We start from the raw sequence: 25,147 nt of genomic DNA, 5'->3' as shown, positions 1-25,147 counted from the left end.
TGACACTGTGTCAGAAACATTCGCGCGAGTTGGGGAAGTGCTGTGACGACGTCGTTCTCCGAGACCTTGAGGGCCGCCACCTGGGGCGACCACGAGTCGGCCGAGTCCGAGGGCTACCTGGCCGAGCTGATGAGCGGCCGGTTGACCGAGCACGAGTACGGCGAGATGGTCGCCCAGCACTACTTCGCCTACCTGGCGCTCGACGGCGTCTCCAAGGAGCTGGCCGCCCACCCGGTCGCCGGCCGCTTCGTCTTCCCCGAGCTGTACCGCGAGCCCGCCCTGGAACGCGACCTGGCGACCATCTACGGCCCCGCCTGGCGCGAGCGCGTCGCCCCCTCCAAGGCCACCCGGACCCTCCAGGCCCGCATCCACCAGATGACCGACTGGCCCGGCGGCTACGTCGCCCACCACTACACGCGTTACCTCGGCGACCTGTCGGGCGGCCAGTTCATCCGTATGGAACTGCAGAAGATCTTCGGCTACCGGGCCGGCGGCGGCGTCGACTTCTACATCTTCGACGAGGTCGGCAGCCTGCCGCGGTTCAAGACCGAGTACCGGGCCCGGCTCGACGCCCTCGGCGCGGAGCTCGACGAGCGCGAGCGGCAGCGCATCATCGGCGAGGTGCGGCTGGCCTACCAGCTCAACACCGAGGTCCTGGCCGAGCTCATGCACGTCGTCAGGGCCGCGGCGTAGCCGGCTCCGCCGGGTCGTCGCCGCCGTCCGGCGCCTGGGCCAGGACGGCCAGGCGCGTGGGCAGCCGCGGCGGACGCTCGGCGCGTCCCTCGCCCGGGGCCAGCCGGTAGGGCACCAGGGTGACCATCACCCTGGGGAGCAGCAGCAGCCGGTCCCGCAGCCGGGCGGTCAGCCGGTTGTGCAGGGCCGGCTCCCACCAGCGGCTGGTGACGTAGTCGACGATGTAGACGGTCACGATCTGGTCGGGGTGCAGGGCCAGCCAGTCGCGTACGTGCCGCAGGATCGGGCCCACGGCGGTCCGGTAGGGCGCCTCGATCATCCTCAGCGGCACGGAGGAGGGCGCGTAGTGCTCCCAACCCTCGCGCAGCTCGCGGGTGGCCTCCTCGTCGGTGCACACGTGCACGGCCTCCAGGCCGGCCGGGCGGGTGGCCGCGGCGTAGGCGACCGCCTGGAGCGCGGGGGTGCCCAGCCGGGAGACCAGCACCATGGCGTGGGCGCCGCCCGGCAGCTCGACGGGCGTGTCCGGCGTGGTGGCCGCCCGTACCTGGTCGTAGTGCCGCTTGATGCCCTTCATGAGCGCGAACAGCCCCGGGATGGCCAGGCAGACCAGCCAGGCGCCGTTCGCGAACTTGGTCACCAGCACGATCACCAGGACGGCGGCGGTCACCGTCGCGCCGGTCGCGTTGACGGCCTGCCGCCGCCGCACGCCGGGCGTGCGCGGGCCGGTCCGCTGCCAGTGCCGCACCATGCCGGCCTGGCTCAGCGTGAAGGAGATGAACACGCCGATGATGTAGAGCTGGATGAGCCGGGAGCTGTTGGCGTCGAAGACGACGAGCAGCACCGCCGCGGCCGTCGCGAGCAGCAGGATGCCGTTGCTGAAGACCAGCCGGTCGCCGCGCTTGTGCAGCTGGCTGGACAGGTAGGAGTCGGCGGACAGGATCGAGGCCAGCATGGGGAAGCCGTTGTAGGCGGTGTTGGCCGCCATGATCAGGATCGCCGCGGTGCTGGCCTGGAGGAAGGCGTACAGGACGCCGCGGCCGAGTACGGCGTCGCCGATCTGGGCCAGGGCGGTGGGCTCGACGTACCCGGCGGGCATCCCGGCGAGCCGGCCCGGGTGGTCGGGGTCGGTCATCCGGACGTGGGTGAGCAGGGCCAGCACGGTGATGCCGGAGAACATGGTGACCGACAGCACGCCCATGATCGCCAGGGTGTTCGCCGCGTTCCTGCTCTTGGGCCGGCGGAAGGCGGGCACGCCGTTGCTGACCGCCTCCACCCCGGTCAGCGCCGTGCAGCCGGAGGCGAACGCGCGCAGCACCAGGAAGACGGCGATGAAGCCGACGGGCTGGTAGAGCGGCTCGATGGTGAAGCCGGCGCTGACCGCCCGGGGACGTTCGCCGGTCAGCAGCCGCCAGGCGGCGACCAGGAACATCAGGTAGACCGCGGCGATGAAGGCGTAGGTGGGCACCGCGAACCCGCGGCCGGACTCGCGGGTGCCGCGCAGGTTGACCAGGGTGAGCAGCGCGACGCAGGCCACGCTCAGCGGCGCCGACCAGCGGTTGAGGCCGGGCGCGTAGGAGGTGATGGCGTCCACCCCGGCGGCGACGGAGACGGCGACGGTCAGGACATAGTCGACCAGCAGCGCGCTGGCGGCGACCAGGCTGGCGTTGACGCCCAGGTTCTCCCGGCTGACGACGTACGCGCCGCCGCCGCCGGGGTAGGCGTAGCAGGTCTGCCGGTAGGACACGATGATGATGATCAGCATGGCCACGATGGCCAGGGCGATCCAGCCGGTCACGTGCAGCAGGGCGAGGCCGCCCAGGGTGAGGGCCATGATGATCTGCTCGGTCGCGTACGCCACCGACGAGATCGGGTCGCTGCAGAAGACCGGCAGCGCCAGCCGCTTGGGCAGGAGCTGGCGTTCCAGGTGCTTGGTGCGCAGCGGCCGGCCGACCAGGGCCCGCTTGGCCCGCTCCCAGGGGGAGGCGGTGGTCATGGGCGTTCCCGCCTCCTTCCGGTCAGCCGGCGATCGCCCTGCCGAGCAGGTAGCCGAGGCTGACGACGGCCAGGCCGAGCACCAGGTTCATGGCGATGTTGGCCAGCGCCCGGCCGGTGGACCCGGCGGCCAGCAACTTCCAGGTGTCGGCGCTGAAGGTGCTGAACGTGGTGAGCGCGCCGCAGAACCCGGTGCCGACCAGCGACAACACCGCCGGCGGCAGGGCGCCGTGGGAGGCGACGCCCATCAGGACGCCGAGCACGGCCGAGCCGATGACGTTGACGGCCAGCGTGCCCCAGGGCATCGCCTTGCCGGCCGCCCTGGTGACCCCGGCGTCCACGAGGTAGCGGGCCGGCGCGCCGATCAGGCCGCCGACGAAGACGACCAGCACGAGGATCATCCGCGGCCGCCCAGCCGCAGGCCCGCCCAGACGGCCAGCAGGCCCAGGACGACGCTGAGCACCAGGTAGAGCAGCGCCCAGCCGGCCGCGCCGCCGACGGTGAGCTCGCGAACGCCGTCCACCAGGTGCGAGAAGGTGGTGAAGCCGCCCAGGAAGCCGGTGCCGAGCAGCGCCTTGACCGGCATGCGGTGCAGCGGGTGGCGGGTCAGCTCACCGGTGAGCAGGCCCATCAGCAGGCAGCCGAGGACGTTGACCACCAGCGTGGGCCACGGCAGCGGGTGGTCGGCGCCCATCAGCGTCTGGGTGAGCAGGTGACGGGCGACCGCGCCGACGCCGCCGCCCACCCCGACCAGGACGAGCGCGCGGGCCGGATGGCGGGTGGCGGCCATCAGTCCTCCGTCCCGAGCTGCGCGTCGGTGCCGGCGAGCTGTTCGGCCTCGGTCTCGCGCATCCGGCACAGCCGGTCCACGACGCGGCCGATGAGGTAGGTGACCACGAAGGAGTAGAGGCCGACGACGACGATCGCGGCGAGCTGCTTGAGCAGCACCTCGATCGAGCCGCCGTACAGCAGGCCCTTGGTCCTGGTGGCGCTGACGCCGGTCGCGAGCAGGCCGATGAGCGCCGTGCCGACGATGCCGCCCGCGCCGTGCACTCCGACGACGTCGAGGGTGTCGTCGTAGCCGAGGACGAGCTTCCAGGTGACCGCGTACGACACCACGACGGCGGCCACGATGCCGATGACCAGGGCGCCCTCGGCGTTGACGAAGGCGCAGGCGGGCGTGATGGCCACCAGCCCGGCCAGCGCGCCGGTGGCCGAGCCGAGCCGGGTGAAGTGCCGGTACCGCAGCCACTCCAGGACGAGCCAGGTCAGCATCCCGGCGGCCCCGGCGATCATGGTGGTCAGGAAGGCGTTGACCGCGATGCCGCCGTCGGCCATGGCCGAGCCCGCGTTGAAGCCGAACCAGCCGAACCACAGCAGGCCCAGGCCGAGCATGACGAACGGGACGTTGCTCGGCCGCGGCGGCTCCTTCCTGCGGAAGCGCACGCCGGGGCCGAGCGCGAGGGCCAGGGCCAGGCCGGCCATGCCGGAGTTCAGCTCGACGACCAGGCCGCCGGCGAAGTCGAGCACGCCCCACCGGCTGATCCAGCCCTGCCGGTCGAACACCCAGTGCGCGATCGGGAAGTACACCAGCGTCACCCAGACGACGGAGAACACGATCCACGGCCCGAGCCGGGTCCGGCCGGCGACCGAGCCGCTGATCAGGGCCACCGTGATGATGGCGAAGGTGAGCTGGAACAGCGCGAAGGCGTAGGTGGGGACGCGGCCGTGCAGCATCGTGGGCGTGATGTCGGCGAAGCGCAGGTCGCCGAAGCCGATCACGCCGGCGCCGCCCACGTCGGGGCCGAAGACCAGCCCGTAGCCGTAGCCGAACCACAGGATCGTGACCAGGGCGATCGAGACGAAGCTCATGAAGAGCATGCTGAGCACGTTCTGGGCGCGGACCATGCCGCCGTAGAAGAAGGCCAGTCCGGGCGTCATGAGCAGCACCATGGCGGCGCTCACGAGCACCCAGGCCGAATCGCCGGTGTTGAGCCCTGGCGGCATCGCCCGACCTCCCTTCCTGTCCCCAGACAGAGATGATCGGGCGAACCGGAGGCAAAACTCCCTGGTGAAGGGCCTTTGCCGGGCATGTGCATTGTTGAGGCGCTCTTAGTCCTCGACGGCTTTCGCAAAGAATGTCCATCCAACTGCCGCCGCCGCGTGGCCCGTCGCCCGCGGGGGAATGTTGCCGCTCGTCAACCCCGGTTCCGGCGAGAGAGGCAGGCGGACATGCGCGCCGAGATGCCCGACCTGCCGCTCGCCACGCTCCGCGGCGTCAGCCAGGTGGACCTGCAGAACAACCTGGGGACCGCGATCTGCTTCGTCGTCGCGCTGCTCGCCGCCGGATGGCGCTTCGCGCTGTTCGGCCTGGTCGGCGCGGCCGTGGGCACGCTCACCGCCTGGTTCCTCGGCGCGGCCAGGGAGAGCGTGGTCGCGGGGCTCGAAGGGTTCAACGGCACGCTGATCGGCGTCGCGCTGGTGCTGTACTTCCAGGCCCGGTGGATCACGCTGCTGCTGGTCGTCGTCGGCGCGATCATGGGCAGCGTCCTGACGTCGGCGCTCAAGACGCTGCTCGGGCCGCACGACCTGCCGGGGCTCACGGCGCCGTTCTGCGTGGTGGCCACGATCATGGTGGTCGGCGGCCCGGCCTACGAGCGGGTCTGGCGCCGGCACGTCCTGGCGGCGCCGCCGTCGGCGACGTCCCCGGGGACCGCGGTGACGTTCGCCGACCTGTGGCAGGGGCTGCTGAACGGCGTCGGCCAGGTGTTCTTCCAGGGCAAGTGGTACGTCGGCCTGATCTTCCTGATCGGCCTGGCGTTCGCCGGGTGGCGGGTGGCGGGGGCCGCGCTGGCCGCCAGCGCCGTCGGGATCCTGGTGGCCGTGCTGCTCGGCGCGCCCGCGGCCGACATCGGCGCCGGCCTGTACGGCTACAACGCGGTGCTCACCGGCATCGCCCTGTGCTGCACGTTCGTCGTGCCGACCGTCCTCGGCCTGCTGTACGCCCTGGCCGGCGTGGTGTCGGCAACCGTGCTGACGGCGTTCGTCGGCCACCTGTTCGCGCCGGTCGGCGGGCACACCCTGACCTGGCCGTTCGTCCTGGTCACCTGGATCTTCCTGGCGGCGGTCCCGGCGTTCTCCGGCGTCCGGCGCGCTTCCACCTAAGGAGAGCTCATGAACCTCGCACCGCGCGAGATCGACAAGCTGCTGATCTACGTCGTCGCCGACCTGGCCGCCAAGCGCCGCGAGCGCGGCGTGAAGCTGAACTACAGCGAGGCGGTGGCGCTGATCAGCGTCGCGGTCCTGGAGGCCGCCCGGGACGGCAGGACGGTGGCCGAGTGCATGGAGCTCGGCAAGCAGGTGCTCGGCGCCGGGGACGTCATGCCCGGGGTGCGCGAAATGCTCAAGCTGATGCAGGTCGAGGCGTCGTTCAAGGACGGCTCCAAGCTCGTTTCCTGCCACGACCCCATCGGCGGCTGACACCGCCGCGACCAGAAAGGAGCGGTTCGCCATGACGGACACGGACCGGATCATGTACGGGGACGAGCCGATCGAGATCAACGCCGGTCGCGCCACGGTCACCCTGACCGTGCGCAACACCGGCGACCGGGCCATCCAGGTCGGCTCGCACTTCCACTTCTTCGAGGCGAACCGGGCGCTCAGCTTCGACCGCGAGAAGGCGTACGGCATGCATCTCGACATCCCGGCCGGCACCGCCGTACGCATCGAGCCGGGCGACACCCACCAGGTCACCCTGGTCGAGTTCGCCGGCGGCATGCGCGTCGTCGGCTTCGCCGGCCTGGTGGACGGCGGCCTGCGGGCCAGGGACAGCCGCACCCGCGCCCTGCGCCGCCTGGCCGAGCTGGGGTACGCCGACCAGCCGGAGCCGGGGGCCACGGTCCGCGCGCCGGACGAGGAGCCGCCGGCGCGCAAGGCGCCCGCCAGGAAGGCCACCCCCAAGGAACCCGCCGCCAAGAAGGCCGCCCCCAAGGAACCCGCCGCCAAGAAGGCCGCCCCCAAGGAACCGGCCGCCAAGAAGCCGGCCGCCAGGAAGAAGAAGGCCTGAGCCGATGAGCACCATGAACCGCAAGCAGTACGTCGCCATGTTCGGCCCGACCGTGGGCGACCGGGTCCGGCTGGCCGACACCAACCTGGTGATCGAGATCGAGAAGGACCACACGGCCGGCTTCTACGGCGACGAGGCCGTCTACGGCGGCGGCAAGACCGCCCGCGACGGCATGGCGGCCGACCCCGGCTCCCAGAACGCCACGATCGCGCTCGACCTGGTGATCACCAACGCGGTCGTGCTGGACCCGGTGCTCGGCGTCGTCAAGGGCGACATCGGCATCAAGGACGGGCGGATCGTCGGGATCGGCAAGGCGGGCAACCCGCACACCCAGAACGGCGTGGACCGCCGGCTGGTGATCGGCGCCGGGACGGAGGTGCTGGCCGGCGAGAACATGATCGCCACGCCGGGGGCGATCGACCCGCACGTGCACCTGATCGCGCCGCAGCAGGCCGAGGCCGCGCTCACCAACGGCATCACGACGCTGATCGGCGGCGGCACCGGCCCCACCGACGGCACCCGCGGCACCACCTGCACGCCCGGCCCGTGGAACATCGGCCGCATGTTGCAGGCCGTCGAGGCGCTGCCGGTGAACATCGGCATCATGGCCAAGGGCAACGCCAGCCTGCCGGCCGCGCTGGCCGAGCAGATCGAGGCCGGGGCGTGCGCGCTGAAGGTGCACGAGGACTGGGGCTCCACCCCGGCGGTGGTGGACTGCGCGCTGCGCATCGCCGACGAGTACGACGTCCAGGTGGCGCTGCACGCCGACAGCCTCAACGAGGCCGGCTACCTGGAGGACACGATCAGCGCCATCGACGGCCGGGCGATCCACACCTTCCACACCGAGGGCGCGGGCGGCGGTCACGCGCCGGACATGATCCGCATCGCCGGCGAGCCGAACGCGCTGCCGTCCTCGACGAACCCGACGCTGCCGTACACCATCAACTCGGCCGACGAGCTGCTGGACATGGTGATGGTCTGCCACCACCTCAACCACGACATCCCCGAGGACGTCTCCTTCGCCGACAGCCGGGTGCGGGTGGAGACCATCGCGGCCGAGACCGTGCTGCAGGACATGGGCGTGATCAGCATGTTCTCCTCCGACTCCCAGGCGATGGGCCGGATCGGGGAGACCTTCACCCGCGCCTTCCAGACCGCCCACCACTGCAAGGACCAGCGCGGCCGGCTGCCGGAGGACTCCGAGCGCAACGACAACGCGCGGGTGCTGCGCTACCTGGCCAAGCTGACCATCAACCCGGCCCGGACGACCGGCATCGCCGAGCACGTCGGCTCGCTGGAGGACGGCAAGCTGGCCGACGTCGTGCTGTGGCCGTTCACGTCGTTCGCGGCCAAGCCGGCGCTGGTGGTCAAGGGCGGCCTGATCAACTGGTCGCAGATGGGCGACCCGAACGCCTCGCTGCCCACGCCGCAGCCGGTCTACTACCGGCCGATGTTCGGCGCCATGGGGATGGCGCAGCGCAAGAGCAACCTGACGTTCCTGCCGGACGCCGCCATCGCCGCCGGGGTGCCGGAGCGGCTCGGCCTGCAACGGCTGATCGCCAAGGTGCGCCACACCAGGACGGTGGACAAGCGGCACATGATCCGCAACAACGCGCTGCCCAGGATCACCGTGGACCCCGAGACGTACAAGGTCACGGTGGACGGCGAGCACGCGACCATCGCGCCGGCCAGGGAGCTGCCGCTGAACCACCTGTTCTTCCTGGCATGAGCCTGCTCGCCCAGCTCCAGCTCACCGACTCGGCGTTCCCTGGCGGCCTCTACACGCTCTCGCACGGGCTGGAGGCGTACGCGCAGGCCGGCCCGGTGGACGTCGCCGCGCTGCTGGAGGACCTGCTGCTGCACGCGGCGGGGCCGGGCGACGCCACCGCCCTGGTCCTGACCCACCGGGCGGTGACGGCCGGCGACTGGGACGCGGTGACCGAGGTGGACCGGCGGCTGCACGCCGTCAAGCTCGGCCGGGAGATCCGGGCCGCCGCCACCAGGACCGGCAACCAGGTCCTGCGCACGGCCGCCCTGGTCTTCGCGACGCCGGCGCTGGCCCGCCTGTCGGAGCTGGTCGAGGCCAGGGTCACGCCGGGCAACCACGCCGTCGTGCTGGGCACGGCCTACGCCGGGCTCGGCGTCCGGGAGGCCGACGCGGTGACCGGCGACCTGTACGCGTTCGCCGCGAGCTGGGTGAGCGCCGCCGTACGGCTGCGCCTGCTGGACTTCCGCCAGGCCCAGGCCACCCTGCACGGCGCGGCCGGCGCGATCGGGCGGGCCGCCGGGCACGCCCTGGCCGCCCGCGGCCCGCTGGACCTGCACGCCGCCACGCCGCTCGCGGACACGATGAGCGCCGCCCACGAACGGGCCGAGGCCCGGCTGTTCACCACCTGAGAAGGGAACGGCCGAGGCCCGGCTGTCCACCACCTGAGAAGGGAAGCGTCCCGATGCATCACCACCACCCGCACCCGCACCCCGCCGTGAACGTGCCCGCGGGCACCGCCATGGACCGCGTCTTCAAGATCGGCGTCGGCGGCCCGGTCGGCTCCGGCAAGACGGCCCTCATCGAGGCGCTGGTGCCCGTGCTGCTCGACCGGGGACGCAGCGTGGCCGTCGTCACCAACGACATCTACACCCAGGAGGACGCTCAGCACGTCCGGCGCACCCTGGACGGCGTGCTGGACCCCGAGCGGGTCGTGGGCGTCGAGACCGGCTCCTGCCCGCACACCGCCGTGCGCGACGACCCGACGATGAACCTGGCCGCCGGGGCCGAGCTGCTGGAGCGCTTCCCCGACATCGACACGCTGCTGTTCGAGAGCGGCGGCGACAACCTGACCCTCACCTTCAGCCCCGTCCTGGCCGACGTCTACGTCTTCGTCCTGGACACCGGCGAGGGGGACAAGATGCCGCGCAAGCGGGGCCCCGGCATCACCGACTCGGACCTGCTGGTCATCAACAAGATCGACATCGCGCCGTACGTGCGGGCCGACCTGGAGGTCATGGCGCGCGACGCCGACCGGGTCCGCGACGGGCGGCCGGTCGTCCTCACCGACGCCCTGCGGGGCACCGGCGTGGCCGAGGTGGCCGACTTCGTCCTCAGCGGGGCGCCGGCGTGCTCGCCGGCCCGGTAGACCGGCTGGCCGCCGGCCACTACACGATCGACTCGGTCCCGGCGGACGTGGCCCGGCACGCCGGCGTGCCCGACACCCTGCCGGTCGGCAGCCCCGGCAAGGTCGGCGTGCTGGAGCTGGCGTTCGAGCGGCGGGGCGGGCGCACCGAGCTGACCGGCCACTTCCAGAAGGCGCCGCTGCAGATCATGCGGCCGCACTACTACGACCCGGCCCGGCCCGACCTGCCGTACGTGATGGTGATGTCCACCGGCGGCGGCGTGCTCCAGGGCGACCGCCACCGGCTCGACGTCACCTGCGGCGCGGGCGCGTCCGTGCACGTCACCACGCAGGCGGCCAGCAAGCTCTACCGGATGGAACAGGACTACGCCACCCAGCTCGTCACGCTCACCGCCGGGCCGGACGGCTACCTGGAGTACCTGCCGGACCCGGTGATCCCCTTCGCCGGGTCCCGGTTCTACCAGCGCACCCTGGTGAGCGCCGGGCCCGGGGCCACGGTGATCCTCGGGGAGACCGTGCTGGCCGGGCGGCTGGCCCGCGGCGAGCGGCACGCCTACACCGCGTACTGCAACGACCTGGACGTCCGCGACGCCGGCGGCGGGCTGCTGTTCGCCGACCCGCTCAGGCTCGTGCCCGAGCGCGCCCCGGTCACCGGCCCGGCGATGTTCGGCGAGCACGGCGTGCTGTCCACCCTGTACGTGATCACCTCCGCCGTGCCCGCCGCCGAGCTGGCCGGGGCGCTGCACGAGGTGGCGGCGGGCAGCGGGCTGCCCGGCGGGGCCAGTACGCTGCCGAACGGGGCGGGCGCCTGGGCCAGGCTGCTCGGGCCGGAGTCGCCGCCCGTCCTGGCCGCCCTGGAACGCCTGTGGGACCTCGCCCGGCGCGCCGTCACCGGCCACCCGGCCCCGGACCGGCGCAAACCCTGAGCCCGGCGCGCGCCGGCGCGCGCCGGTTGCGGGGCTCCCGGCGGCGGTCACGGGTGCGCCGGCGGCGATCCGGCCTACCATGGGCCTATGCCCCGCATCTCGGCCGCCACGATCGGCGAGCATCGCGCCCAGACGCGCGACCGCATCCTGCAGGCCGTCTCGCGGCTGTCCAGGGCCCAGGGCATCGACGCCATCTCCCTGACGGACGTGGCCCACGAGGCCGGCATCACCCGCACGGTCCTGTACAACTACTTCCCCGACAAGGCCGCGCTGCTGCTGGCCTTCACCGAGCGCGTCACCAGCTACTTCATCGAGAGCTACGAGCGGGAGCTGCCCGAGCACGCCTCGCCCGCCGACCGGTTGCGGGCCTTCGTCCGGCTGCAGCTCGCGGGGCTGCTCGCCCACCCCCACCCGGGCGCGGCCGACCTCGGCGCGGCGCTCGGGCCCGACGCCTACCAGCAGCTCGCCGAGCACGTCGCGCCCATGCAGCGGGTGCTGGTGGAGATCCTCGACGACGGCGTGCGGGCGGGCGACTTCCAGGTGCCCGAGGTGGGCGCGACGGCGCGGATGGTGCTGGCCGTCATCGGGGCCGAGCGGGTGCCGCTGATCAGCGGCGAGGTCACGGTCGAGACGGCCGAGCAGGCCGTGTCCGGTTTCGTGCTGCGGGCTCTCGGCGCCCGCCCGTAGGGGCCGAACGCCGGGGTGGCCGCCGGAGCCCCCCGGGGACGGTGACAAGATTGCCGGATGGGACAGAACGGTCACATCCAGGTGAAGTCGGCGCGCGGGCGGTGGATTCTCGGCGCGACCGTGCTCGGCTCCGGGCTGGCCCTGCTCGACAGCACCGTGGTCAACGTCGCGCTGCCGTTCCTCGGCAAGGAGCTGCACGCGGCCATGGACGGCCTGCAATGGACCGTCAACGCCTACACCCTCACCCTGGCGGGCCTGATCCTGCTGGGCGGATCGCTCGGCGACCGCTACGGGCGGCGCAAGATCTTCCTGATCGGCACGGTGTGGTTCGCCGTGGCCTCGGCGCTGTGCGGCCTGTCGCCGAACATCGAGTTCCTGGTGGGGGCGCGCGCGTTGCAGGGCGTCGGCGGCGCGCTGCTCACCCCGGGGTCGCTGGCCATCATCCAGGCGTCGTTCGTCAGGCAGGACCGGCCGCGGGCCGTCGGCGTCTGGTCCGGGCTGGGCGGCGTGGCCAGCGCGATCGGGCCGCTGCTGGGCGGCTGGCTGGTGCAGACGGCGGGCTGGCGGTGGGCGTTCCTGATCAACCTGCCGTTCGCGCTGGTCGTGGTGCTGGTGACGCTGCGGCACGTGCCGGAGAGCCGCGACGAGGAGGCGGCCGGGCGGTTCGACGTCCTGGGCTCGCTGCTGGCCGCGCTGGCGCTGGCCGGGATCACGTACGGGCTGATCGAGAAGGGCGCGCCGGTGCCGCTGATCGTGGGGGCGCTGCTCGGGGCGGCGTTCGTGGTGACCGAGCGGCGCAGGTCGCCGCAGGCGCTGGTGCCGGTGGCCATCTTCAGGAACCACGTCTTCACGGCGGTCAACGTCGTCACGCTCATCATGTACGCCGCCATGGGCGTGGTGTTCTTCCTGCTGGTGATCCAGCTCCAGGTGGTGTCCGGGTTCTCGCCGATCGCGGCCGGGCTGTCGATGTTGCCGACCACGATCCTGATGATGCTGCTGTCGTCGCGGGCCGGGGAGACGGCCCGGCGGCTCGGGCCGCGCTGGCCGATGACGATCGGGATCCTGCTGGCGGGGGCCGGGTTCGTGCTGATGAGCATGATCGGCCCGCACGCCTCCTACCCGCTGCTGGTGCTGCCCGCGGTGACGGTCTTCGGGCTCGGCCTGTCGGCGGCCGTCGCGCCGCTGACCGCGACGGTGCTGGCCACGGCCGACGAGCGTTACGCCGGCACGGCCAGCGGCGTCAACAACGCCGTGGCCCGCACCGGGAGCCTGCTGGCGGTGGCCGCCGTGCCGCCGCTGGTCGGCCTGGTGGGCGACGCGTTCGAGAACCCGCCGGTGTTCAACGCCGGGTTCCGGGCGGCCATGCTGATCAGCGCCGCCATGATGGCGGTCGCCGCGGCCGTCACGTTCTTCACCATCAGGACGAACGTGCTGGCCGGGGAGCCGGAGACGGCTAGTACGTGAACGCCTGACTGCGCACGCTGTTGTCGAAGTTGGACAGCAGCAGCTCGGGCTCGCCGACCGAGCGCACGCCGGGCAGCCGGGTCAGCAGCTCCCGGAACATCGTGCGCATCTCCTGCCTGGCCAGGTTGGCGCCGAGGCAGAAGTGCGGGCCTGGGCCGCCGAACCCGACGTGGGGCTTGGTGTCGCGGGTGATGTCGAAGGTGTCGGGGTCGGGGAAGACCGACTCGTCGCGGTTGGCCGAGCCGTAGAACAGCACGACCTTGTCGCCCTGCTTCAGCTCCAGCCCGCGCAGCGTGCAGTCCTCGGTGACCGTGCGGCGGAACTGCATGATGGGCGAGACGTAGCGGACCATCTCCTCGATCGCGCCGTTGATGTGGGCGTCGAAGTCGGAGGTCAGCAGCTCGCGCTGGGCCGGGTTCTCGGTGAGCAGCCGGATGCCGTGGGCCATGGTGTTGCGGGCGGTCTCGTTGCCCGCCACCAGCAGCAGCGAGAAGAACGAGCCCAGCTCCTTGTCGGTCAGCTTCTCACCGTCGGGGTTGGCGTTGACCAGGAGCGAGACCAGGTCGCCCTTGGGCTCGGCGACGCGCTCGTGGCCGAGCTTGATGACCATGCGCTGCAGGGCCAGCAGGGCCAGCATGTTCTGGCCGGCCATCTGGACGCTGCGGGCCAGGCTGGGACGCACGCCGGTGTAGGCGGTGGAGATGTCGACGTGCTGGTGGACCTTCGCGCGCAGCTCCTGCGGGATGTCGAGCATGTCGCAGATGACGTGGATGGGAAGCTTGGCGGCCACCTGCGTGACGAAGTCGCGCGGGCCCTCCTTGACGACGTCGTCGACGATGCGGGCGCAGGCGGCCTCGATGTCGGCCTGGAGCCCCGCCAGCATCTTGGGGCTGAACGAGCGCGTCACGATGCGGCGCAGGCGGGCGTGGCGGGGGTCGTCCATGTTCACCATGGACTCGCCGAACACCTGCTTGACCCAGCCCGGCGGCTCGGGGTTGGTCACGGCGGGCTCGCTGGAGAAGATCTTGGCGTTGCGGCTGGCCTCGACCACGTCCGCGTGCCGGACGAGGGCGTAGAAGCCCTTGCCGGAGCGGAGGAAGGGCACCTTCTTCTCCGGGAAGAACACCGGGTGCTCCAGTTGCCGGAGCCGGGCGAAGGCCTCATTCCGCTCTTTGAGCGGTTTGCGCCAGAAGTCCAGATCAGCGAGGTCGATGTCCACCCGTCTATCCTGGCACGCTCCCACGCCCCGGCGGACGGGCCGAAAGTCCCTTCCGAAGCGGATGTGCATCGTGCCCTCCTGGCCCGTTCTCGTGGCGTTAAGTCCGGGTTCGACCTGGACGGAGATGACTGTCGGTATGAACGCGTTGCTCGCCGTCTGCCTGGTCGCTCCCCTCGTGTCCGGTGCCGTACCCGCCGCCGCATCCGGATGCGGCGGGCACCCCCTCGACTTCGACGGCGACGGCCGCGCCGACATCGCCGTCGCCGCCCCCTACGACGACTCCAGGGCCGGTTCGGTGACCGTCATGTACGGCTCGGGCCGGACCGTCAAGCTCACCCAGCCCGGCGCCGAACCCGGGGACGCCTTCGGCTCGGCGCTGGCCGTCGGCGACTTCGACGGCGACCGCTGCGCCGACCTGGCGGTCGGGGTGTCGGAGGAGTTCGCCGGGAAGCGGGTGCCCGGCGCGGACGGCAACGGCGTCGTGCAGATCTTCGACGGCTCCCCCACAGGGCTGGTCGCCGGCGAGGAGCTGGCCCCGGCCCGGCGGGGCAGCGACCGGTTCGGCGCGGCGCTGGCGGCCGGCGACTTCGACGGCGACGGCCGCGACGAGCTGGCCGTGGGCTCCCCGAGCCACGCCTCGGGCGGCGCGGTCACCGTCTACGGGATGAAGGGCCGCAAGGCGTACCAAATCACCCAGAAGACGTCGTGGGTGCGGCAGTCGGCGAACGTCACCGACCAGTGGGGCGCGGCGCTGGCGGCCGGCGACTTCGACGGCGACGGCCGGGACGAGCTGGCCGTCGGCGCGCCCGCCGACAGCGTGCGCCTGGACGGCCAGGGCTCGGTGACCGTGCTCGACCCGCGCGCCCGCCGGGCCCGGCTGCTCACGCAGAGCTCGCCGGGGATCGCCGGCGCGGCGGAGAAGTGGGACGCCTTCGGCGCGGCCCTGGCCACCGGCGACTTCAACGGCGACGGCCGCGACGACCTGGCGATCGGCGTCCCCGGCGAGGGCCTCAGCGAGAACCAGCGCGCCATGGACTACGGCGACGGCACCGTGGACGTCCTGTACGGCTCACGCGCCGGCCTGCGCACCCACGGCAGCGAGGCGTGGTCGCAACGTTCGCTGAAGGGCGAGCCGCGCTACTACGACCGGTTCGGCGCGGCGCTGGCCGCCGGTGACTTCACCGGCGACGGCAGGGACGAGCTGGCCATCGGCGTGCCCGGCGAGCACGCCGTCCAGGTGCTCCAGGGGCGCGCGTCGGGCGGCCTGACCCGGAAGGGCAACCTGCTGATCAAGGGCGAGGGACGCGACTTCGGCGCCGCGCTGGCCGCGCTGCCCGGCGGAGGCGGCCGCTACCGCGCGCTGACCGCCGGCCGCCCCCTGGACGGGCTCCTGGTCGCCGCCCCCGACCAGGGCCTGGTCATGTACGCCCCCGGCGTCCGCGAGCCGGGCCTGCGCCTGGGCCGCCTCCGCCAGGTCTCCCAGGGCACCGGCCTGTACGGCTACACCTTCGGCTGAACACCCCCCGGGCTCCGCGCGGGCGGCAGGAGCACGCGGAACAGGGCGCCCTTGCCCGGCTCCCCCTCGGCCATGACGACGCCGCCGTGCGCCTCGACCAGCGTCGCCGCGATCGACAGCCCCAGCCCGGCCCCGCCCGCCCCGCGCGCCGGATCGGCCCGGTAGAACCGCTCGAACACCCGCTCGGCCACCTCCGGCGGGAACCCCGGCCCCTCGTCGGCCACCTCCACCACGGCCCGCTCGCCGTCCACCCCGACGCGCACCTCGAACGGCGTCCCGGGGGGCGTGTGCTGCAGCGCGTTGCTCACCAGGTTCCCGACCACCTGGCCGAGCCGCGACTCGTCGCCGGTCACCAGCACCTCGCCCTCGCCGCCGTCCAGGCGGACCAGCTCGATCCGCCGGTCGGGGGCGAGCGTCTGGGCGTCGATCACCGCGGTCGCGGCCAGGCTGAGCAGGTCCACCGGCCGTCGTGCCAGCTCCCGCCGCTGGTCCAGCCTGGCCAGCAGCAGCATGTCCTCCACCAGCACGCCCATGCGCGCGGCCTGCCCCTCGATCCGGCTCAGCAGCCGCACGGCCTCGGCCAGGTCCTTCTCCTCCCCCAGCCGGAACAGCTCGGCGAACCCCCTGATCGAGGTGAGCGGCGTGCGCAGCTCGTGCGAGGCGTCGGCCATGAATCGCCGCATGACCTCCTCCGAACGCCGCGCCGCCGTCGCCGACTCGCGCGCCGACTCCGCCGCCGCCTCCCGTTCGCGGACCGCCGACTCGATCTGGGCGAGCATGCCGTTGAGCGAGCGGCCCAGCTTGCCGACCTCGGTGGTGCTCGCCCACATCGGCACCCGGCGCGACAGGTCGCCGCCCGCGATGTCCTTGGCGGTGCGGCCGATCTCGCGCAGCGGGCGCAGGCTCCGCCGTACCAGCCAGTAGCAGGCGACGCCCAGCACGGCCAGCGTGCCGCCGCCGGCGAAGGCCACGATGAGGGCGAGCCTGGCCACCGTGCCCTCGACGTCGCCGAGGCTGATGGCGATCACCCGGCTGACGCCGTCGCGGGCCGGGACGGCGACCACCCGCCAGTCCGGCCCGCCGGGCGCGCGGGACTCGACGGTGAACGGCCGCCCGCCGCGCGCGGCGACGTCCGCGCCGGTCAGCCGGGGCAGCTTGGGCGTGTGCTCCTCGGTGGACTCGCTCATCACCCGTACGGTGGCGCCGCCCGCGTCCACCAGCACCGAGTGGAACAGCCCGAAGAAGCGCTGCGGCTGCCGCCCGGCCGGCCACGCCTCGGGCGGCGGCGGCAGGTCGCGCGGCGCGGCGGCCGCCACCAGTTGCCGGTCCACCCGCTCGACCAGGTATCCGCGCAGCAGCCGCACGGCGAACAGGCCGGTCACCGTGATGGCGAGGGTGACCAGCAGCAGCGTGGCCGAGACCAGGCGCAGCCAGAGCGGGGCGCGGGCGAGGTGCTTCCTCATATGCGCGGCGGGCGCAGGATGTAGCCGACCCCGCGCAGCGTGTGCAGGTACTTCCGGTCGCCGGTGTCGATCTTGCGCCGCAGGTACGACACGTACGACTCGACCAGGCCCACGTCGGTGCGCCAGTCGCCGTTCCAGACGTGGTCGAGGATCTGCGTCTTGGACAGCACCCGGCCCACGTTCAGCATGAAGTAGCGCAGCAGCCGGAACTCCGTCGGCGACAGCCGCACCGGGACGCCGTCGCGCCAGACCTCGTGGCTCTCCTCGTCCAGCTCCAGGTCGGCGACGCTCAGCCGGTGGGGCGGCGGCGCGCCCCTGCGGGTCCTGCGCAGCACCGCCCGGATCCGGGCGATGACCTCCTCCAGGCTGAACGGCTTGGTCACGTAGTCCTCGCCGAGGCCGAGACCGGCGATCCGGTCCTCCGGCGTGTCCTTGGCGGTCACGAACAGCACCGGGACCCGGCGGCCGCGGGACCGCAGCCTTCCCGCGACCGCCAGGCCGTCGATGTCGGGCAGCATCACGTCGAGCATCACCAGGTCGGGCGTGCTCTCCTCGGCCACCCGCAGCGCCTCCCGCCCGTCGGCGGCGGTCAGCACCTCGAACCCGGCCATGCGCAGGCTGGCCGAGAACAGCTCCCTGATGTTGGGCTCGTCGTCGACCACCAGCAGCCTGGCCTCGGGCTGGTTCATCGCGGGCCCCCTCCCGGCGTGCCCTGGGTGATCGCGGTCGCGGTGACCGAGCCGTCCCCGGACTGCTGCCCGCGCACCACGACCGTGGTGCCGGCAGCCAGGTCGGCGACCTTGCCCGGTTTGGAGATCTGGACCGTGGTCTGGTCGCTGGTGGTGACCGTCACCGTGGCGCCGTCCATGGTCCTGACGTAGATCTTGTCGCCGTCGACCTTCTCGACGGTGCCGGCCGTGCCGCCGCCCATGCGCTGCCCGAACCCGCCGTTCTGAGTGCCGTTCTGGGCGCCGTTGCCGCGCTGGCCGAAGCCGCCGCCGGGGAACTGGCCGTTCGTACGCCCGAGCTGCGCGGCGGCCGGCGCGGCGTCGGACGTGCCGAACAACTTGCCCGCCTGGATGCCGATGAGCACGCCGGCCACCAGCACCACCCCGGCGGCCAGCCCGAGCGTCAACTTCGAGACGCCGCCGCGCGGCCGGACGGCGAGCTCCTCCCCCAGGTCGTCGGGGAAGGGCGAGGAGTCGAGCCGGTCCATGTCTTTCTCCTTACTCATGCCGCCTACTCGTGCCGCAGGGCCTGGATCGGCCGGAGCTTGGCCGCCCTGTTGGCGGGATAACTGCCGAAGAACAGCCCGATCCCCACCGACACGCCCAGCGCCAGCGCGACGGACGACGGCACGAGGACCGGCTCGATGCCGGCCACGGTGAACCGGGTGCCGACGAAGGCCACCAGCACCCCGAGCAGCCCGCCGACCAGGCTGAGCAGGGTGGCCTCCAGCAGGAACTGGCCCAGGATCGCGCTGCGCGGCGCGCCGATCGCCTTGCGGATGCCGATCTCCCGGGTCCGCTCGGTCACGGTGACCAGCATGATGTTGGTGATGCCGATCCCGCCCACCAGCAGCGAGATCGCCGCCACCGCCCCGAGCAGCACGGTGAACGTGCCGGTGGCCTCGCTCACCGTCTCCTGCAGGGTGGCCTGGTTGAGTATCCGGTAGTCGGGGTTGCCGTCGGTGATGCCGTGCCGCTGGTTGAGGACGGCGGTCACCTCCGACTGCGCCGCCGTGGTGGCCTCGGCCCCGGTGGCCTGCACGACGATCGAGTCCAGCGAGCCGAACCCGCTCAGGCTCTGCTGCACGGCGGGCAGCGGCGCCACGGCCACGTCGTCGGCGTCCTGCATGCCGGTGGAGCCGCTCTCCTTGAGCACCCCCACCACCGTGAACGGCACCCCGGACACGCTGACCTGCCGGCCGATCGGGTCCACCGCGCCGAACAGCTCTTCCACCACCGTCCGGCCGAGCACCACGACCTTCCTGGCGGCCAGCACGTCGTCGTTGAAGAAGTACGTGCCCTTGGCCACCGGCTTGTTCATGGCCTCGAAGTAGCTGGGGTAGGTGCCGACGAACTGCGCGATCGTGTGGCTGGCGGCGCCGTACGCGGCGGTGGCGGAGTTGGCCGCGACCACCGGCGAGACGGACCTGACCGACGGCGCGAGCGTCCGGTCGGTGAGCGACCTGGCGTCGGCCAGGCTGAGCTGCCTGGCCTGCGTGCGCGGCCCGGTGTTGCCGCCGCCGCCCGCCCCGCGCCCGCCGAAGCCGCCTCCGCCCCCGCCCCCGCCCGAGAAGGACGGGGAGATCGTCAGCGTGTTCGCGCCGAGGCGCTGGATGTTCTTCTGGATGCTCTGCGAGGAGCCCTCGCCGACCGCCACCAGCAGGATGACCGCGGCGACGCCGATGAGGATGCCGAGCGTGGTCAGGGCGCTGCGCATCTTGTTGGCCAGCAGGCCGCGCAGCGCGAAGCGGAGGATCTCAAGCTGGTTCACTGGCCGCCGTCCTCGGGGGTGGTCCGTCGACCGGCGCCTGGCGGCGGTCCTCCACGATCTCGCCGTCCACCAGCCGGATCACCCGTTTGGCGTGCGCGGCCACGTCGTCCTCGTGGGTGATGAGCACGATCGTGCGTCCGGACGCGCTGAGCCGGTCGAGGATCTGCAGCACGTCGCGGGTGGAGGCGGTGTCCAGGTTGCCGGTGGGCTCGTCGGCCAGCAGCAGCGCGGGCGCGGTGACCAGCGCCCTGGCCACGGCCACGCGCTGCTGCTGGCCGCCGGAGAGCTGGTTCGGCTCGTGCCGCACGCGGTCGGTCAGCCCGACCTGCTCCAGCGCGGCCAGGGCGCGCGAGCGCCGCTCGGCCGGGCCGACGCCGCCGTACACCAGCGGCAGCTCGACGTTGGCCAGCGCGCTCATGCGCGGGATCAGGTTGAAGGACTGGAAGACGAACCCCACCCTGCGGTTGCGCAGGATCGCGAGCTGGTGCTCGGCCAGCCGTCCCACGTCCGCGCCGTCGATCTGGTACGTGCCGGAGGTGGGCACGTCGAGGCAGCCGAGGATGTTCATCAGGGTGGACTTGCCGGAGCCGGAGGCGCCCATGATGGCGACGTAGTCGCCGCGCTCGACGTCCAGGCTCACCCCGCGCAGGGCGTGGACCTTGGCGTCGCCCTCGCCGTACTCCTTGACCAGGTCCTTCACCCGCAGGACCGGGGCCGCCGTCGCGGTGGCGGTGGCCGTCATCGCCCGCCTCCCGGCATGCCGCCGCCGCCCGGGAACCCGCCGCCGAACCCGCCGCGCTGGCCGGTGCTCTGCGTGCCGGTCGCGGGCGGCACGAGCTGGTCGCCCTCGGACACCCCCGACCTGATCTCGGTGAGCGCCGCGCCCCGGACGCCGACCTCGACCGGGGTCCTGACCTGGCGGCCGTCCCTGAGCAGGGTGACCGTGGTCTGGCCGCCGCTGGTGGAGACCGCGGTGGAGGGAACGGTGACGACGTTCTCCGCCCTGCCGACGACGACCTCGACGGTGGCGGTCTGGCCCAGCCTGACCTTCGCGGGGACCTTGGTGAAGGTGACCGTGACCGGGTACTGGACGACGTTGTTGCTGGTGGAGGCCACCGGCTGGATCTGCGTGACCTTGCCGTCGGCGGTCACCCCCGGCAGGGCGTCGAAGGTGACGGTGGCTTTCTGGCCCTGTTCGAGCTTGCCGACGTCGGACTCGGTGAAGGTGCCCACGAGCTGGAGCCGTCCGGTGTCGGCCAGGTCGACGAACCCGCCCGTCCCTGTGCTGTTGCCGCTGCCGCTGCTCTGCGACTGGCCCTGCCCCTGTGACTGGCTCTGGCTTCCGCCCGAGCCGGAGGCGGTGCCGCCGACGGATCCGTTCACCGCCGTGACCGTGCCCTTGAACGGGGCCCGCAGGACGGTGGCCGCGACCGTGCGCTCGGCCTCGCGGTAGGCGTTGCGCGCCTTGACGTAGGAGGCGTAGAGCGCGGCCGTGCCGGTGCCCTCGTCGATCGCGCTCTGGTACGTGGCCTTGGCCGCCGACAGGCTCTCCTGCGCGGCGGAGTCGTCCAGCCTGGCCAGGATGTCGCCCTTGTCGACCTTGTCCCCCGCCTTGACGTAGATCCGCTCGACCGTGCCGCCCGTCCCGAACGACAGGGACCTGGTCCTGGAGCTGGCCACCGCGCCCGACGCGGACACCGACGCGGACACCGAGCCGCGGCTCGCGGTCACCGTGCGCACGGCCGTCTCGCCGGCCGCGCGGTCCGTGCCGAGCTGGACGTAGGCGAGCGTGGCCCCGCCCAGCAGGAGCACGCCCAGCGCTCCGTTGGTCATCAGCGCTCTGCGCCTTGTCGACACCTTCACAGCCGGTGACCCTTGCACACCAGCCTGCGTCACAGCCGTGACGGAGCTGAACGTTCGCTGACAACCCGGGCCTGGGCGGGGTCACACAGCGAACTCTCAGGCTGCTCGCAGGCTGCCGTGAAGCTGGTCGGCCAGGATGGGCGGCCATGAGACCGACTTTCGCGCTGGGCGGGCTCGCCCTGGCCGTGCTCGTCGCCGGGTCGGGCCTGGCGCTGGCACTCCGCGACGACGACCCGCCCGCCGTCCGGGTACGGCTCGCCGCCGCCCAGCGGGGCCCGGTCACGGCCCTGGTCAGCGCCGCCGGCAACACCGTGGACGGTGCCCGCCGGGACCTGGCGTTCGGCTCGTCCGGCCCGGTGACCAAGGTGTACGTCAAGGTCGGGACCAAGGTGACCAAGGGCCAGGTGCTGGCCAGGATCGACGGGCGAGGGGCCCGCGAGGCGTACGCGGCCGCCAAGGCCGACCTCTCCGCCGCCCAGGAATCCCTCACCACCGCCACCACCACCAGCTCCACCGGAACCACCGGGGCCACAGGGACCACGGGTTCGCCGTTCTCCGCCGGGTCGCCGAACGCCGCCGACTGCCCCACCCCGTCGGCCTCCTCGAAGCCGACAGCGCCGGTCACTGCGAAGCCCACCCCGACCACTGGTGGCACCGGCCCCATCACCTCCCCGACCCCGGGCACCGGCGCCGCCGTCCCGGGCGCGACGGGCGGTCCTGGCGTGGACATCGGCGGAGGTCCGGCGGGCGAGGGCGTCTTCGGCCCGACCACCCCGCCCACGACCGCCCCGCCCACGACCACTCCGTCCCCGACCACCCCGCCCACCAGGACGCCCACCCCCACTCACGAGCCCTCCGAGCCCCAGCCCACGGTGACGGTCACCGCGACCGCCACGGTGACGGCGACGGTGACCGTGACGGCGACCCCGCCCGGCGGCGGCACCCCTGGAGACGGCACCCCCGGCAGTAGCCACACCCCCGGCACGCCGTCCGCCCCCGGCGAACCGTCCACACCGGGCGGCCCATCGACCCCCGAGCCGCCCGCCACGGCCAGGCCCTCGACCACCGCACCCCCGTCCGCGACCGCCAAGCCCACCGCCAAGCCCACCGCGAAGCCCACCGCGAAGCCGCACGCGACGGCCTCCGCCCGTCCCACCGGCTCCTGCTCCCCCGGCACGACCTCCCGGGGCACGACCAGGACCGCCACCACCACCCCCAAGGACGGCGCCGCCAGGGGCGGGCTCACCGAGGACCAGGCCGCCGCGAACGTGGACCGCGCCGAAGCCGCCCTCGAGGAGGCCGCCGACGCCGTGCGCGGCACCCGCATCGTGGCCCCCACCTCGGGGACCGTCCTGTCGGTGGCGGGCCGGGTCGGCGACACGGCCGGCACCGGCACCTTCATCAGCCTCGGCAACCTGAACGAGCTCCAGGTCCAGGCCATGGTCACCGAGTCCGACGTCAACCGGCTCAGGCTCGGCCAGCAGGCCGCCATCACCCTCGCCACCCGTCCCGGCGAGCGCCACGGCGGCACGGTCACCGCGATCGCCCCGACCGCCACCGTCGAGGACCGGCTCGTCCGCTACTCCGTCACCCTCGCCTTCGACGAGCCGCCCGCCGGGCTCATGCTCGGCCAGACCGCCACGGTGTCGGTGACCACCGCCGAGGCCAAGGACGCGATCTACGTCCCGGCCGCCGCCGTCCGCAGCCGGTCCGACGGCGCCCAGGTGGTCACCGTGCGCTCGGGCGGGCACGACGCCGCGAAGGTGGTCGGCACCGGCGTCCGCGGCGACCAGTACGTCCAGATCACCTCAGGTCTGGACGAACGGGACCAGGTCGTCATGTCCGGCACCACCACCGGCGAGTTCCCCGACCCGACCTGGCCGGGCGCCTGACCACCCGCCCCGGCTCCCAGCCGCCCCTCAGCCCACTCACAGCGAACCCTCAGCGAACGCCGCGGTTCCTCAGCCGTGGCGGGGTGCGGCGCGGCCGGCGGCTGAGCGGGGTGGTTCGGCCGGGATCGTGAGCCGGTGGGCGGTGCGGGCCCGCGCGCCGCGGCGGGAGATGTAGTCGAGCGTGCGGAAGTCCACCGCCAGCTCGTCCCGGGTCAGCCGGGCCATGAGGTAGCCGCGCCGCTGGTCGATGTAGGAGATGTGCGGGTTCTCCTGCAGGGCCTCGGCGATCCACGTGCGGTCCCGGTAGCCGTCGCCGTCGCTGGCGATCGACGACGTCACCAGTTCCCTGGCCACCACCGGCGAGTCCGGGTCGTCGAAGTCGGTCTTGAGGTCGGCCAGGTGGTGCATGTGCGCGTCCCCGGTCAGGACGACGGGGTTCGAGGCGCCCGACAGCGACCCGAGCAGACGGGTGCGCTCGGCGGCGTAGCCGTCCCAGGAGTCGAGGTTCACCTCGCGGCCCGGCCCGATCTTGTAGTCGCGCTGGGCCATCAGGATCTGCTGGCCCAGCAGGTTCCACCGGGCTCCGGACCCGCTCAGCCCCTCCTCCAGCCACCGCCACTGGGCGGACCCGAGCAGCGTGCGCCCGTCGGACAGCCGTTCGTCGCAGCCGGCCCGCACCCCGTCCAGGCATGCCTGGTCGTCGCGGAACTGGCGGGTGTCCAGCAGGTGGAAGCGGGCCAGCGTCCCCCAGGAGACGCGCCGGTTGATGCGCAGCACCGCCCCCTGGAGGCTGGCGCGGCGCAGCGGCATGTTCTCGTAGTACGCGCGGAAGGCGTCGGCGCGGCGGCGGGCGAAGCCGGGCGCGCCGGTGCTGGAGACGGGGCCGGCCCAGTTGTTCTCCACCTCGTGGTCGTCGAAGGCCACCAGCCAGGGCGCGACCGCGTGCGCGGCCTGCAGGTCGTGGTCGCTCTTGTACTGGGCGTGCCGCAGCCGGTAGTCGGCGAGGGTGGCGCACTTGCCCGGCGTGTGCGTGCGCACCCGTCCGGCCAGGGCGGTATAGCCGCTGGGGCCGTACTCGTACATGTAGTCGCCGAGGAAGACGACCAGGTCGGGCTCCTGCTCGGCCAGGCGGCGGTAGGCGGTGTAGTAGCCGTGCTCGTAGTGCGCGCAGGCGGCCACGGCGAAGGTGAGCGGGCTCTCCCCGGCGGGCGTCGTCCGGGTGCGGGCGGCGGGCGAGAGCCTGCCCTGGCTCCTGAACCGGTAGAAGTAGTCGCGGCCGGGGTCCAGCCCGTCCAGCTCGACGTGCACGCTGTGGGCGTCGCGCGGCTGGGCGGTCGCGGTGCCCGACCGCACGACCGAGGAGAACCGCTCGTCGGTGGCGACCTGCCAGTCGACCTCGACGTCGCGGGCGGGCATGCCGCCGCGGCCGTCGCCGCCGAGCGGGTCGACGGCGAGCCGGGTCCACAGGACGAAGCCGTCGGCGGAGGGGTCGCCGGAGGCCACGCCGAGGGTGAACGGATCGGATCTGAGTGTCGTGGCGGAGGCGGGCGAGGTGACGGCGCGGGGCGCGACGAGGCCGGCTGCCGCCGCTGTCAGGAACGTTCTGCGGTCCACGCTCCAGGTATGTCCGCCCGCGCTGACCCCGTCGTGGCCCCGTCATGACAGCGGAGTCAAGCGTGGGTGAACAGCGCCGGTCGCCCGGCGCGAGGTCGGCGCAGAGCCGGCGCAGAGCCGGC

General features: G+C 73.0%; 24 protein-coding genes. 12 read left to right on the top strand and 12 right to left on the bottom strand.

What is annotated here, in order from left to right; all coding sequences use genetic code 11:
* Positions 1-42 precede the first annotated feature (42 nt).
* Complete coding sequence (locus ABT158_RS17225; RefSeq protein WP_352354231.1) at positions 43-693, top strand: biliverdin-producing heme oxygenase; 651 nt, start codon at positions 43-45, stop codon at positions 691-693.
* Here ABT158_RS17225 and ABT158_RS17220 read toward each other — a convergent pair.
* From ABT158_RS17220 to ABT158_RS17205, 4 genes are read right to left on the bottom strand one after another with little or no spacing between them, the layout of a single operon-like run.
* Complete coding sequence (locus ABT158_RS17220; RefSeq protein ID WP_352354229.1) at positions 677-2,686, bottom strand: APC family permease; 2,010 nt, start codon at positions 2,684-2,686, stop codon at positions 677-679. The genes ABT158_RS17225 and ABT158_RS17220 overlap by 17 nt on opposite strands.
* Before the next feature lie 22 nt (positions 2,687-2,708).
* Positions 2,709-3,086 carry a fluoride efflux transporter CrcB gene (crcB, locus tag ABT158_RS17215; protein WP_352354227.1) on the bottom strand — a complete coding sequence of 126 codons (378 nt, stop codon included), beginning with the start codon at positions 3,084-3,086 and terminating at the stop codon, positions 2,709-2,711.
* A complete protein-coding gene (locus ABT158_RS17210) occupies positions 3,083-3,475 on the bottom strand; it encodes a fluoride efflux transporter FluC (RefSeq protein ID WP_352354225.1) in 393 nt (130 codons plus the stop codon). Before ABT158_RS17210 ends, crcB begins: the two co-directional genes overlap by 4 nt.
* On the bottom strand, positions 3,475-4,692 hold the full coding sequence (locus ABT158_RS17205) for an ammonium transporter (RefSeq protein WP_352354223.1): 1,218 nt from the start codon (positions 4,690-4,692) through the stop codon (positions 3,475-3,477). The genes ABT158_RS17210 and ABT158_RS17205 overlap by 1 nt, the downstream gene beginning before the upstream one ends.
* Positions 4,693-4,917: 225 nt before the next feature.
* Between ABT158_RS17205 and ABT158_RS17200 the strand changes: the two genes are divergently transcribed.
* The 9 genes from ABT158_RS17200 to ABT158_RS17160 all read left to right on the top strand — a co-directional run bounded on the left by ABT158_RS17200 (position 4,918) and on the right by ABT158_RS17160 (position 12,959).
* The gene (locus tag ABT158_RS17200) at positions 4,918-5,850 is read left to right on the top strand and encodes an urea transporter (RefSeq protein WP_352354221.1); all 933 of its coding nucleotides are present in this window, start codon (positions 4,918-4,920) and stop codon (positions 5,848-5,850) included.
* A gap of 9 nt (positions 5,851-5,859) precedes the next feature.
* On the top strand, positions 5,860-6,165 hold the full coding sequence (locus tag ABT158_RS17195) for an urease subunit gamma (protein WP_352330244.1): 306 nt from the start codon (positions 5,860-5,862) through the stop codon (positions 6,163-6,165).
* Positions 6,166-6,196: 31 nt separating this feature from the next.
* Positions 6,197-6,751, top strand: a complete 555-nt coding sequence (locus ABT158_RS51290) for an urease subunit beta (RefSeq protein ID WP_502911537.1) — start codon at positions 6,197-6,199, stop codon at positions 6,749-6,751.
* Between the two features lie 4 nt (positions 6,752-6,755).
* On the top strand, positions 6,756-8,480 hold the full coding sequence (gene ureC, locus ABT158_RS17185; protein WP_352354219.1) for an urease subunit alpha: 1,725 nt from the start codon (positions 6,756-6,758) through the stop codon (positions 8,478-8,480).
* The gene (locus ABT158_RS17180) at positions 8,477-9,148 is read left to right on the top strand and encodes an urease accessory protein UreF (RefSeq protein WP_352354217.1); all 672 of its coding nucleotides are present in this window, start codon (positions 8,477-8,479) and stop codon (positions 9,146-9,148) included. Before ureC ends, ABT158_RS17180 begins: the two co-directional genes overlap by 4 nt.
* 53 nt (positions 9,149-9,201) lie before the next feature.
* On the top strand, positions 9,202-9,885 hold the full coding sequence (gene ureG / locus ABT158_RS17175) for an urease accessory protein UreG (RefSeq protein WP_352354215.1): 684 nt from the start codon (positions 9,202-9,204) through the stop codon (positions 9,883-9,885).
* Complete coding sequence (locus tag ABT158_RS17170) at positions 9,867-10,808, top strand: urease accessory protein UreD (RefSeq protein ID WP_352354213.1); 942 nt, start codon at positions 9,867-9,869, stop codon at positions 10,806-10,808. The genes ureG and ABT158_RS17170 overlap by 19 nt, the downstream gene beginning before the upstream one ends.
* Before the next feature lie 87 nt (positions 10,809-10,895).
* Positions 10,896-11,495 carry a TetR/AcrR family transcriptional regulator gene (locus tag ABT158_RS17165; RefSeq protein ID WP_352330623.1) on the top strand — a complete coding sequence of 200 codons (600 nt, stop codon included), beginning with the start codon at positions 10,896-10,898 and terminating at the stop codon, positions 11,493-11,495.
* A gap of 57 nt (positions 11,496-11,552) precedes the next feature.
* A complete protein-coding gene (locus ABT158_RS17160) occupies positions 11,553-12,959 on the top strand; it encodes an MFS transporter (RefSeq protein ID WP_352354211.1) in 1,407 nt (468 codons plus the stop codon).
* Here ABT158_RS17160 and ABT158_RS17155 read toward each other — a convergent pair.
* Positions 12,949-14,178, bottom strand: coding sequence for a cytochrome P450 (locus tag ABT158_RS17155; protein WP_352354209.1), 1,230 nt, complete (start codon positions 14,176-14,178; stop codon positions 12,949-12,951). The two genes, ABT158_RS17160 and ABT158_RS17155, sit on opposite strands and share 11 nt — an antisense overlap.
* A gap of 136 nt (positions 14,179-14,314) precedes the next feature.
* Here ABT158_RS17155 and ABT158_RS17150 point away from each other — a divergent pair, with 136 nt between their 5' ends.
* On the top strand, positions 14,315-15,694 hold the full coding sequence (locus tag ABT158_RS17150; RefSeq protein WP_352354207.1) for an FG-GAP and VCBS repeat-containing protein: 1,380 nt from the start codon (positions 14,315-14,317) through the stop codon (positions 15,692-15,694).
* Here the strand turns inward: ABT158_RS17150 and ABT158_RS17145 are convergent.
* From ABT158_RS17145 to ABT158_RS17120, 6 genes are read right to left on the bottom strand one after another with little or no spacing between them, the layout of a single operon-like run.
* On the bottom strand, positions 15,679-17,157 hold the full coding sequence (locus tag ABT158_RS17145) for a sensor histidine kinase (RefSeq protein ID WP_352354205.1): 1,479 nt from the start codon (positions 17,155-17,157) through the stop codon (positions 15,679-15,681). The two genes, ABT158_RS17150 and ABT158_RS17145, sit on opposite strands and share 16 nt — an antisense overlap.
* Positions 17,154-17,846 (bottom strand): response regulator transcription factor, encoded by a 693-nt coding sequence (locus ABT158_RS17140; RefSeq protein WP_352354203.1) that lies wholly within the window; start codon positions 17,844-17,846, stop codon positions 17,154-17,156. Before ABT158_RS17140 ends, ABT158_RS17145 begins: the two co-directional genes overlap by 4 nt.
* Positions 17,843-18,391 (bottom strand): DUF5666 domain-containing protein, encoded by a 549-nt coding sequence (locus tag ABT158_RS17135; RefSeq protein ID WP_352354201.1) that lies wholly within the window; start codon positions 18,389-18,391, stop codon positions 17,843-17,845. The genes ABT158_RS17140 and ABT158_RS17135 overlap by 4 nt, the downstream gene beginning before the upstream one ends.
* 5 nt (positions 18,392-18,396) lie before the next feature.
* A complete protein-coding gene (locus ABT158_RS17130) occupies positions 18,397-19,656 on the bottom strand; it encodes an ABC transporter permease (protein ID WP_352354199.1) in 1,260 nt (419 codons plus the stop codon).
* A complete protein-coding gene (locus ABT158_RS17125; protein ID WP_352354197.1) occupies positions 19,643-20,398 on the bottom strand; it encodes an ABC transporter ATP-binding protein in 756 nt (251 codons plus the stop codon). The genes ABT158_RS17130 and ABT158_RS17125 overlap by 14 nt, the downstream gene beginning before the upstream one ends.
* Positions 20,395-21,489: an efflux RND transporter periplasmic adaptor subunit gene (locus ABT158_RS17120; RefSeq protein WP_352354195.1), complete on the bottom strand. Its 1,095-nt coding sequence runs from the start codon at positions 21,487-21,489 to the stop codon at positions 20,395-20,397. Before ABT158_RS17120 ends, ABT158_RS17125 begins: the two co-directional genes overlap by 4 nt.
* Before the next feature lie 176 nt (positions 21,490-21,665).
* Here ABT158_RS17120 and ABT158_RS17115 point away from each other — a divergent pair, with 176 nt between their 5' ends.
* The gene (locus tag ABT158_RS17115) at positions 21,666-23,411 is read left to right on the top strand and encodes an efflux RND transporter periplasmic adaptor subunit (RefSeq protein WP_352354193.1); all 1,746 of its coding nucleotides are present in this window, start codon (positions 21,666-21,668) and stop codon (positions 23,409-23,411) included.
* 69 nt (positions 23,412-23,480) lie between these two features.
* On the opposite strand, the gene ABT158_RS17110 is transcribed toward ABT158_RS17115, so the two are convergent.
* A complete protein-coding gene (locus ABT158_RS17110) occupies positions 23,481-25,025 on the bottom strand; it encodes an alkaline phosphatase D family protein (protein WP_352354191.1) in 1,545 nt (514 codons plus the stop codon).
* Between the last annotated feature and the right edge of the window lie 122 nt (positions 25,026-25,147).

It is taken from the genome of Nonomuraea sp. NPDC001636, assembly GCF_040298265.1.
Lineage (GTDB): Bacteria > Actinomycetota > Actinomycetes > Streptosporangiales > Streptosporangiaceae > Nonomuraea.
Note: the sequence above shows the minus strand (reverse complement) of the source record. Positions and strands in the feature narration are given on the sequence as shown.